9 protein-coding genes are annotated in these 9,672 nt (G+C 70.2%); 4 read left to right on the top strand and 5 right to left on the bottom strand.

The features are described from left to right. From E1267_RS15440 to E1267_RS15430, 3 genes are all read left to right on the top strand, one after another. Nucleotides 1–904, top strand: a 904-nt coding sequence (locus E1267_RS15440) for a DUF1996 domain-containing protein (protein ID WP_132333141.1), incomplete at its 5' end; no start/stop codon positions are given. Nucleotides 905–970: 66 nt separating this feature from the next. Then, nucleotides 971–1,804 carry a hypothetical protein gene (locus E1267_RS15435; RefSeq protein WP_132333140.1) on the top strand — a complete coding sequence of 278 codons (834 nt, stop codon included), beginning with the start codon at nt 971–973 and terminating at the stop codon, nt 1,802–1,804. 64 nt (nt 1,805–1,868) lie between these two features. Next, a complete protein-coding gene (locus tag E1267_RS15430) occupies nt 1,869–3,455 on the top strand; it encodes an NADH-quinone oxidoreductase subunit NuoF family protein (protein ID WP_132333139.1) in 1,587 nt (528 codons plus the stop codon). A 26-nt stretch (nt 3,456–3,481) separates the two neighbouring features. Here the strand turns inward: E1267_RS15430 and E1267_RS15425 are convergent, their stop codons facing one another. Beyond that, the gene (locus tag E1267_RS15425) at nt 3,482–4,150 is read right to left on the bottom strand and encodes a L,D-transpeptidase family protein (protein ID WP_165959629.1); all 669 of its coding nucleotides are present in this window, start codon (nt 4,148–4,150) and stop codon (nt 3,482–3,484) included. Nucleotides 4,151–4,392: 242 nt separating this feature from the next. Here E1267_RS15425 and E1267_RS15420 point away from each other — a divergent pair, with 242 nt between their 5' ends. Beyond that, a complete protein-coding gene (locus E1267_RS15420; protein WP_132333137.1) occupies nt 4,393–5,028 on the top strand; it encodes a GNAT family N-acetyltransferase in 636 nt (211 codons plus the stop codon). A gap of 40 nt (nt 5,029–5,068) precedes the next feature. Here the strand turns inward: E1267_RS15420 and rhaS are convergent, their stop codons facing one another. The 4 genes from rhaS to E1267_RS15400 are packed head-to-tail and all read right to left on the bottom strand — an operon-like array spanning nt 5,069 to nt 9,651. Further along, nucleotides 5,069–6,139, bottom strand: coding sequence for a rhamnose ABC transporter substrate-binding protein (gene rhaS, locus E1267_RS15415; protein WP_132333136.1), 1,071 nt, complete (start codon nt 6,137–6,139; stop codon nt 5,069–5,071). Next, complete coding sequence (locus E1267_RS15410) at nt 6,136–7,122, bottom strand: ABC transporter permease (protein WP_132333135.1); 987 nt, start codon at nt 7,120–7,122, stop codon at nt 6,136–6,138. Before E1267_RS15410 ends, rhaS begins: the two co-directional genes overlap by 4 nt. Then, the gene (locus E1267_RS15405) at nt 7,115–8,158 is read right to left on the bottom strand and encodes an ABC transporter permease (protein WP_246063904.1); all 1,044 of its coding nucleotides are present in this window, start codon (nt 8,156–8,158) and stop codon (nt 7,115–7,117) included. The genes E1267_RS15410 and E1267_RS15405 overlap by 8 nt, the downstream gene beginning before the upstream one ends. Next, a complete protein-coding gene (locus tag E1267_RS15400) occupies nt 8,155–9,651 on the bottom strand; it encodes a sugar ABC transporter ATP-binding protein (RefSeq protein WP_132333134.1) in 1,497 nt (498 codons plus the stop codon). The genes E1267_RS15405 and E1267_RS15400 overlap by 4 nt, the downstream gene beginning before the upstream one ends. Between the last annotated feature and the right edge of the window lie 21 nt (nt 9,652–9,672).

The raw sequence follows: 9,672 nt of genomic DNA, 5'->3' as shown, positions 1-9,672 counted from the left end.
CCCCTCCCCCTCTCCCACCCAGAGCGGCGGCGGGGACGACTGCGACCTCGGCCCGTTCACCGATGACTTCGTCAACATCCGCCAGGTCCAGCAGGTCAACGAGGCGCGGATCGGCAGGGACGGCTCCCGCGGCTCGTTCGTCTCCCGCTGCGGCACCAACCAGAACCGCCACCACAACCCCGACAACTTCATCGTCGCGCCCGGCGTGAGCAACGGCGCGCACCACCTGCACGACTACGTGGGCAACCTGTCGACGGACGCGTTCTCCACCGACGAGAGCCTGGCCGCCGCGGGCACCACCTGCCGGCAGGGCGACAAGTCCACGTACTTCTGGCCCGTGATCAGGGACCGCACGTCGGACGAGAACGCCGGCGACCCCGACGGCAACGTGGGCCGGCTGGTGCTGCCCCGCGCGGTCACGCTGCAGTTCCGCGGCAACCCCACCGGCGACGTCGTGGCGATGCCGAGGTTCCTGAGGCTCATCACCGGTGACGCCAAGGCGGCCACGAACGGCACCGCAAACGCCAAGGCCGGCTGGAGCTGCTCGGGATTCCAAAATCGCATAAGTCCCGACAAATACACGCTTTGCCCGCGTGGCAGTCAGGTTCTTCGTATCCTGGACTTCCCCAGCTGCTGGGACGGCCAGAACACCGACAGCGCCAATCACCGGACGCACGTGGTCTTCCCCGACCAGAACGGTGCCTGTCCTCAGGGCACTCAGGCGATTCCCCAACTCCGCATGACCCTCGCGTACAACGTGCCGCAAGGTCCGTCATACGCCGTGGACGCCTTCCCCGAGCAGAAGCACAATCCGGTCACCGACCACGGCGACTTCGTCAATGTGATGCCCGATCGGCTGATGCAGACCGTCGTCTCCTGCATCAACCGGGGCCGCCGTTGCTGATCTGACATGCCCTCACGGGCACCAGCCTTCCGAGTCGCACCCTCACCCGACCTTGGAGGGAAATAGATGCTCCACAGACGATCCCCCCGGCATGCCCCCACCAAGCTGGACACCAGAAACGTCCGGCTGGGGGCGAGCGCCCTGATCACGGCGGTCCTGTTGTCGGCGTTCGCGCTGACCAGGACGGAACGTGGCGTGGCGCTGCTCGGCCGGGGGGTGGGCTTCCTCGAGTTCTACGCGGGCGTTTTCGCCCTGGTGCTGCTGACCGCGACGGTCGCGCTCGGCCTGCTCACCACCGAACGCGTCTTCCTGTCACCGGCCAACCGGGTCAGGGCCCAGCTCGCGCACAGAGCCACCGCGTTCATCGGGCTGGCGTACCTGATCACGCACATCACCCTCATGATCAGCCTGGGGCACGTGCCGCTGGGGGCGGCCGTCGTTCCGGTCGCCGGGATCTACGTGGGTTTCGGTGCGCTGGCCTTCGACCTGATGGTCCTGGCCGTGGTCACGGGAATGTTGAGGGGGCGCTTCGCCGTCCGGACCAGGCCGTGGATGTGGCGGATCTTCCACGCCGCCGCGTACGTGGCCTGGCCGGTCGGCATCATGCACGGGCTCACCGCCGGTCGCCCGCCGGCCGGCTGGGTGGCCTGGTCCTACGTGGCCTGCCTGGCGGCGGTCGGCTCCGCGCTCTGCGTGCGGGTGCTGGCCTCGCTGCGCCGGCCGCCGACCATGGCCGAAAGGGTCGAAGGGCCGGCGGTGGCGTCGCCGGCAGCCGCGGGCGTACCGAACGAACGGCCGCAGAAGGTGGCGGCGTCCGCGGCCTCCCGCGGCGCCGCGGTGAACGCCAACGCACCCGTGAGCCTCGCCGAGGCCCGGCGCAGATACAGGGAGGCCGGATGAGCCTGCCCGCGACGATCGATCAGGAGCGACCGTGATTCCGGCCCGAGTTCCCCGGGTTTTACGCATGGGTCCGGCCCGGCTCACCGCCGGGCTCGACCACTGCCGCAGGCTCGACCTGCCCGCGCACCGCACGCTCCACGGGGTGATGGAGCCGCGCGAGCTGGGCGAGCTCATCTCTCATGCCAACGACGTGGACATGCGCGGGCGGGGCGGCGCGGCCTTCCCGTTCGCGCGCAAGCTGCGTGCGGTCGCCGACGCGGCCGGCACGGGAGAGAGCGTGGTACTGGTCAACGGCGCCGAAGGCGAGCCGGCCAGTTCCAAGGACGCCATGCTGCTCACCCGCAACCCCCACCTGGTGCTGGACGGCGCGGTGCTGGCCGCCGAGGCGCTGGGCGCCCGCGAGGTGGTCGTCGCCACGGCCGGCGGTGAGGTCGCCGAGGCGTCCGTAGCCGCCGCCGTGGCCGAGCGCCGCGCCGCGAACGTGTCGGGAGGCGCGGAGAGCCGCGTACCGATCCGCGTGGTCGGCATCAAGGAGAGGTTCATCTCCGGCGAAGGCGGCGCGCTCGTCAAGGCCGTGAACGGCGAGGAGGGCATCCCTCCCGGCCGCAAGAAGCGGGCCGCGACGAGCGGTGTGGACGGGCTGCCGACCCTGCTGTCCAACACGGAGACGTACGCTCAGTTCGCGCTGCTGGCGGAGTACGGCCCGGAGAAGTACGCCGAGATCGGCACCAGCAAGGAGCCCGGCACGATCCTGCTCACCGTGAGCGGCGGCGCGGCGAAGGGCGCGGTCATCGAGGCGCCCACGGGCACCTATCTGGCCGACGTGCTGGCGCTGACCGAGGCCGAGATCGGCGACGGCGTGCTCATCGGCGGCTACCACGGCGCGTGGTTGTCCGCGGAGGTCGTCCAGACGGCCGTGCTCTCGCGCGAGGGCATGAAGCTGGCGGGCGCGACCCTCGGCGCCGGGATCATCGTCCCGCTCGGCGAATCCACCTGCGCGCTCGGGGAGGCCGCCAGGGTGGCGGCCTACCTCGCGGCCGAGTCCGCGGGCCAGTGCGGCCCGTGCCGTCTCGGCCTGCCGGACATCGCCAGGGCCATGTACGCGCTGGTCGAGGGCACGGGTTCGGTGGACGCCGTACGTCGCTGCGTGCGCGGCGTCGAGCGGCGCGGGGCGTGTTTCCACCCCGACGGCACGGCGAAGTTCGTGTTGTCGGCGCTGGACGCGTTCGAGACCGAGATCGCGCAGCACCTGGAGCACGGCTCGTGCGGCCGGCCGATCCGCGGCGTGCTGCCGATGCCCGAGCGGGAGGCGCCCCCCGAGTACCGGCTGGAGGTGGACTGGTCCCGCTGCCAGGGGCACGGGCTCTGCGCGCATCTGTTGCCGGAGTTCGTGGACCTGGACGACTACGGTTTCCCGTCGTTCAGGAACGTCCCCGGCCACCTCGCCAAGGAGGCGCGGCGGGCGGTCGACATGTGCCCGGCGCTGGCCCTGCGGCTCGCCCGGACGACCGGAGACGGCCCCAAGCCCGCCGGCTCGCCGCTGAGGCTGGTCAAGGACGGCGTGCTCAAGAAGGCCGGGGCGAGCGTGCCCAAGCTTACGCGCGTGGGCACCGGCCCGAACGTCTCACGAGTCGGAGGAACTGCGGGTTGACGCGACATATCCCGATTTTTCAGGAATCACCATTTCTGTCGCACATATACCGGCTCTCCCATGCCGACTATTGCGTAGAGCCGTTTGGACGTTTCCATCGGGACGCGTACGCATCCGTGGGACGCCGGCCGGTTCGGTACCTTTGTGGAACCGTGCATGGCGATGCCACCGACGAAGTAGAGGGAGTTGTACATCGATCCGAGCGGCCCGGTCGTCCACCCGGGCGCTAGCCGGTTGACGCGGAAGTCCCCCACGGGCGTGACCGCGTCGCCGCACCGCCCCTTGAGGCACCAGCGCCGCTGGGCGCCGCTGGAGATGTGCGAGATCAGCTCGGGACGGTGACCGCGGTAGACGATGAGCAACTGGTCGCGCAGCCTGACCTCGACCCGGTTCGCCGGGCCGTTGGGCACCAGCGGGCGGGTCCTGAGCCGCCGGTCGAGCGCCCGCCAGATCTCCGGTCCCACCGCGCCCCGCGTCTGCATCTTGTGGCTCTTCTGCAGTGCCCAGACCGCGAACTTCGTCTGCTCGTCGTAGCGCCCGTTGATCTTGCCGAAGTAGTAGCGGCCATGGCGCAGTCCCCGCTGGAGGCGCTCGACCTCCTTGCCGCGATCCCCCGGCCGCAGGACGGGCACCTTCACCTCGGCCTGCTTGACCGGTATGGGATCGTTCCTGTCCGCCATCGCGGGTACGCCCATCAGCAAGGGCACCCCACATCCGACGACGAAAGCGCCGATTCTCCGAAATTTTATGATCATAATTCGATGCCTACCCACACCGTCGAGAATTCATCTCATGCATGGGTTTTGTCCGGTAAAGGCAGCGAATTTACAAATCCAGCCATAAACGGGCATTCCCCATTTATTCGACTATCGTCGCCAGGTCGCGGCCGGCGAAAATCGTTCGCGCACCTCCGCGTCGCCTGCCACCATGCGGTGGTATGCGCAACTGGCCCCTGTTCGACCTGTCCATCACGACGCCTCGCCTGGAGCTGCGCCTCCCCTCGCTCGACGACCTCGACGAGCTCGCGGACCGCGCCGCCCAGGGCATCCACGAGGCGGGATACATGCCGTTCATGTTCCCCTGGTCCGACGCCGACCCCGCCGAGCGGGCCAGAAGCACGCTGCAGTACCACTTCCGCGCGTGGGGCTCGCTCGCCCCGGAGAAGTGGTCGATCGACTTCGTGGTCGTGTACGACGGCCAGGTCGTCGGCACCCAGGGCCTCATGGCCACGTCCTTCGCGGTCACCCGCGAGGTCGGCACCGGCTCGTGGCTGGGACAACGTTTCCACGGCAAGGGCATCGGCACCGAGATGCGCAGGGCGGTGCTGCACCTCGCCTTCGCCGGGCTGGGGGCGCACCACGCGACGACCGAGGCGTTCGAGGACAATCACGCCTCGCTGGCGGTGACGAGGAAGCTCGGCTACCAGGAGGACGGCATCACGGTCCACGACCGCCAGGGCAAGCCGGCCGTCACCCGGCGCTTCCGCCTGGCCAGGGAAGACTGGCAGGAGTCACCGGGCTACGAGCTCCACAACCTGCCCGCCTGCCTGTCCCTCCTCGGCCTGACCAGCTGACGGCGTGCGGCCCGGTCCGCGGGCGGCACGCCCCGGCGCGTCAGAAGTCGAACTGGTCGATGTTGGAGGCGTCGAAGGTGAACGGCGGCCCGAGGATGACCTCGCCGTTCTCGCCGATCGTGCGCTCCCCCAGCTTGCCCGCCTTGAACGTCTCACCCTCGGCCCCGGTGATCTGCCCCGACACCAGCGCCGCCGCCGCGTACGACGCGAGGTAGCCCAGGTCCTTCGGGTTCCACAGGGCGAACTTCTCCACGGTCTTGTCCTTGACGTACTGGCGCATCTGGTTGGGCGTGCCCAGCCCGGTCAGCACGACCTTGCCCTTGTACTTCGAGCCCGAGATGTAGCGGGCCGCGGCCGAGACGCCGACCGTGGTGGGCGAGATGATGCCCTTCAGGTCGGGATAGGCCTGCAGCAAGCCCTGCGTCTCGGTGAAGGACTTCTGGTCGTCGTCGTCCCCGTAGGCGACCTTGACCAGCTTCATGTCCTTATACTCCGGCTTGGCCAGCTCCTCCTTCATGAACTCGATCCAGGTGTTCTGGTTCGTCGCGTTGGCCGTGGCCGACAGGATGGCGATCTCGCCCTTGTGGTCGATCATCTCCGCGAGCAGCTGCACCTGGCTGCGGCCGACCTCTTCCGAGCTCGCCTGGTTGATGAACAGGTCGCGGCACTGCGGCGCGGCGTCCGAGTCGTACGACACGATCTTGACGCCCTTGGCGCGGGCCTGCTGGAGCGGGCCGCAGACGGCGTTGGCGTCGTTGGCGGCGATGAGGATCGCGTCGTGGCCCTGCTGGGTCAGCGTGTTGATGTAGGAGATCTGGGACGACGCCGACGCGTCGGACGGGCCGACCTCCTTCGCCTCGCCCTTGAACTCCTCGGCCGCCTCGATCCCGGCCTTGTCGACGATCACTTCGTACGGGTTGTTGATCTGTTTCGGCAGGAACGCCAGCTTGATGCCCTCCTTGAGCGGCGCGTCGGGGTTCGCCGAGGCGGCGGCCGAGGAGGCGGGCGCCTCCTGAGGAGCGGCGGTGACGGACGATCTCGTGGTGCCGCCGCAGGCCGCCACGCCGAGGACGAGCAGCGTGGCGACGGCGGTGAGGCGCATCGGGGTCATGGAATTCCTTTCAGGGCCGGCCTGATGAGGGAGACGAGGCGCGGGGTGAGCACCGACACGATGAGGAGCAGCCCGGTGACGATCGACTGGATCTCCGTCGACACGTCGCCGAGCATCAGCAGATTGCGCAGCAACCCGATGAGCAGCACACCGGCGATGACCCCGCCCAGCGTGCCCTTGCCGCCGTCGAAGTCGACCCCGCCGAGCAGGACCGCCGCGATGACGGCGAGCTCGATGCCCAGGCCGTTGTCGGCGCGGGCGGAGCCGTACCTGAGGGTGAAGATGACGCCGGCGAACGCCGCGATCGTGCCGGAGAAGACGAACAGGAGCAGCTTGATGCGCTTGACCCGGATGCCGGCGAAGAAGGCGACCTCCTCCTGCGCGCCGATGGCGTAGAGCGAGCGGCCGAAGCCGGTGGCGTGCAGCACCACTCCGACGATGACGGCGAGCAGCACGAACAGCGCGATCGGGTAGGGGATCGGCGTGCCGGGTACGTTCTCCACGGCCAGCGCGACGTAGCCGGGCGGGAACTGGGCGACGGCCTGGTCGCCGAGCACGACGTACGCCAGGCCGCGGTAGAGGGCGAGCGTGCCGATCGTGACGGCCAGTGAGGGCAGGCCGAGCCGGGTCACGAGCAGCCCGTTGACCAGCCCGCACACGGCACCGACGAGCACCACGAGCGGGATGATTGTCTCGATGGCCATGCCGCCTTCCCACAGGGCGCCGACGAGCGCGCTGGACAGGCCGAGCACGGAGGCGACCGACAGGTCCACCTCGGCGGCCACCACGAGCATGGTCATGGCCAGCGCGATGAGCGCGATCTCGCCGAGGTCGCTCAGCGCGAACGACAGGTTGCCGATGGTCGCGAAGCCGGGAGTGCTGAAAGAGCCGGCAGCGAACACGGCGACCAGCAGCGACGCCACCAGGACGTCCCACCGCAGGACCCTGCCCATGACGAGGCGGCCGCCCCCTTGGTCAGCCATGACGGCTCCTGTTCCTGAGCAGGCGGGCCACCCTCATGGCCAGCACCCGGTCGACGCTGATGGCGAGCAGGAGCAGCGCGCCGGTGATGGCCTGCTGCCAGAAGGGGTTGACCCGGAGCACGACCAGGGCGCTGCCGATCGTGGTGAGCAGCAGCGCGCCGAGCGCGGCCCCGTACACGCTGCCGACCCCGCCGGTGATCGCGACGCCGCCCACCACGACGGCGCTGATCACGATCAGCTCCCAGCCGTTGGCGGAGTCGCCGATGACCGTTCCGAACCTGGCCAGCCAGAGCACGCCCGCCAGTCCGGCCAGGCAGCCGCTGACGAGGTAGGCGGTCAGGATGCGGCGGCGCACCGGTACGCCGGCCAGCCTGGCCGCCTCGGGGCTGGAGCCGATGGCGTAGAACTCCCGGCCGCTCGGGTAGGAGCGCAGGTAATAGCCGATCAGCAGCATGAACACGAGCGTGATGAGCGGCAGGTACGGGACGCCCAGCACCGCCCCGTTGCCGAGCGACAGCAGCGCGGGCGGCAGGTCGACGGCGTTGATCTGGCGGCCGTGCGCGATGTAGTGGTCGACGCCCTGGATCACGTAGAGCGTGCCGAGCGTCACGACCAGGGCGGGGACCCGGCAGAAGCTGACGAGGAGCCCGTTGAGCAGGCCGCAGGCCGCGCCGACCGCCACCCCGAACACGACGCCGGGGACCAGGCCCCAGCCGCCGGCGAGCACGTCGGCGGTGACGAACGCGACCAGTCCCACCACGGAGCCGACGGACAGGTCGAGGTTGCGGGTGATGACCACGACGGACTGCCCGACGGCCAGCAGGGCGAGGATCGCGGTGTTGAGCAGGATGTCCTCGATGCCCTGCCCGGACAGGAAGTTGGGGTTGACCGCGCCGGTCATGCCGACGAGCAGGACCAGGGCGATGACCAGGCTCAGCTCACGCGCCCTGAACACCAGGTCGACCAGGCTTCGTGCGCTGCGCCCGCCGGGAGTCCGCTCGGGCGGCGCGGCCACCGTGGTGGTGGGTCCGGTCACGCGGCCCTCCCGGTTGCGGCGCTCATCACGCTCTCCTCGGTCGCCTCGGCCCGGGGGATCTCGGCGGCCAGCCGGCCCTCGTGCATGACCAGCACCCGGTCGGCCATGCCGAGCACCTCCGGCAGCTCCGAGGAGATCATGAGCACGGCGATGCCCTGGCCGGCCAGCTCGGACAGCAGCCGGTGCACCTCCGCCTTGGTGCCGACGTCGATGCCGCGCGTCGGCTCGTCCACGATGAGCACGGACGGCCGCGTGGCCAGCCACTTGGCCAGGACGACCTTCTGCTGGTTGCCGCCGGACAACACCCCCACACCGTCGGCCAGCCGGGCGAACTTCAACTGCAGCCGCAGCGCCCAGTCCCTGGCCCGGTCGCGCTCGGCCCTTCGGGAGATGGCCGGCCCCCGGCGCAGCTCGCGCAGGCCGGTCAGCCCGATGTTGCGCTCGATCGACAGGTCCATGACGAGCCCCTGCTGGCGGCGGTCCTCGGGGACCAGGGCCAGCCCCGCCTTCATGGCGGCCGTGGGACTGCCCGCGGGCAGGGCGACGCCGTCCACCGTGACGGCTCCGGCGTCCCAGCGGTCGATGCCGAAGACGGCTCGCGCCACCTCGCTGCGGCCGGCGCCGACCAGCCCGGCCAGGGCGACGATCTCGCCCCTGCGCACCTCGAACGACACGTCGGTGAACACGCCCTCGCGGGTCAGCCGCTCGACCTTCAGCGCGACCTCGCCGACGGGCGCCTCCTCCTTGGGGAACAACGTGGCGACCTCGCGTCCCACCATGCGGCGGATCAGGTCGTCGTGGGTGAGCCCCTCGACGGGCTCGCCGGCGATCCAGGCGCCGTCGCGCAGGGTCGTGACCCGCTGGCACAACGTGAAGATCTCGTCCAGCCGGTGGGAGATGAACAGCAGGGCGCAACCCTGCTCGCGCAGCGCCTCCGCCACCGAGAACAGCCGGGTCACCTCGTGGCCGGAGAGCGCGGCCGTCGGCTCGTCCATGACCAGCACGCGGGCGTCCCTGGAGATCGCCTTGGCGATCTCGACGAGCTGCTGGTCGGCGATGGACAGCCCGCGCGAGGGCTGCTCGGGGTCGAGGGCCACGCCGAGCCGCCCGAACAACTCCCTGGTGCGCGCGTGCATGGCCCTGCGGTCGATCCGGCCGAGACCGCGCCGCGGCTGACGGCCCATGAAGATGTTCTCGGCCACGGAAAGGTCGGGGAAGAGGGTCGGCTCCTGGTAGATGACGGCCACGCCCGCCTGCTGGGCGTCGGCCGGTCCCGCGAAGTCGACCGGCTCGCCTCCGAGCAGCACCTGGCCGCTGTCGGGGCGGTGCACCCCGGCGAGCGTCTTGACCAGCGTCGACTTGCCGGCGCCGTTCTCCCCCGCGAGCCCGTGCGTCTCGCCGGCGAACAACTCGATGGAGACGTCACGCAGCGCCCGCACGGCGCCGAACGACTTGCTGACGTTCGCCAGGGCCAGCGTGGGGGGTGCGGCCATCCATCCTCCGGCAACAAACGT

It is taken from the genome of Nonomuraea longispora (assembly GCF_004348345.1).
Taxonomy (GTDB): Bacteria; Actinomycetota; Actinomycetes; order Streptosporangiales; family Streptosporangiaceae; genus Nonomuraea; species Nonomuraea longispora.
Note: the sequence above shows the minus strand (reverse complement) of the source record. Positions and strands in the feature narration are given on the sequence as shown.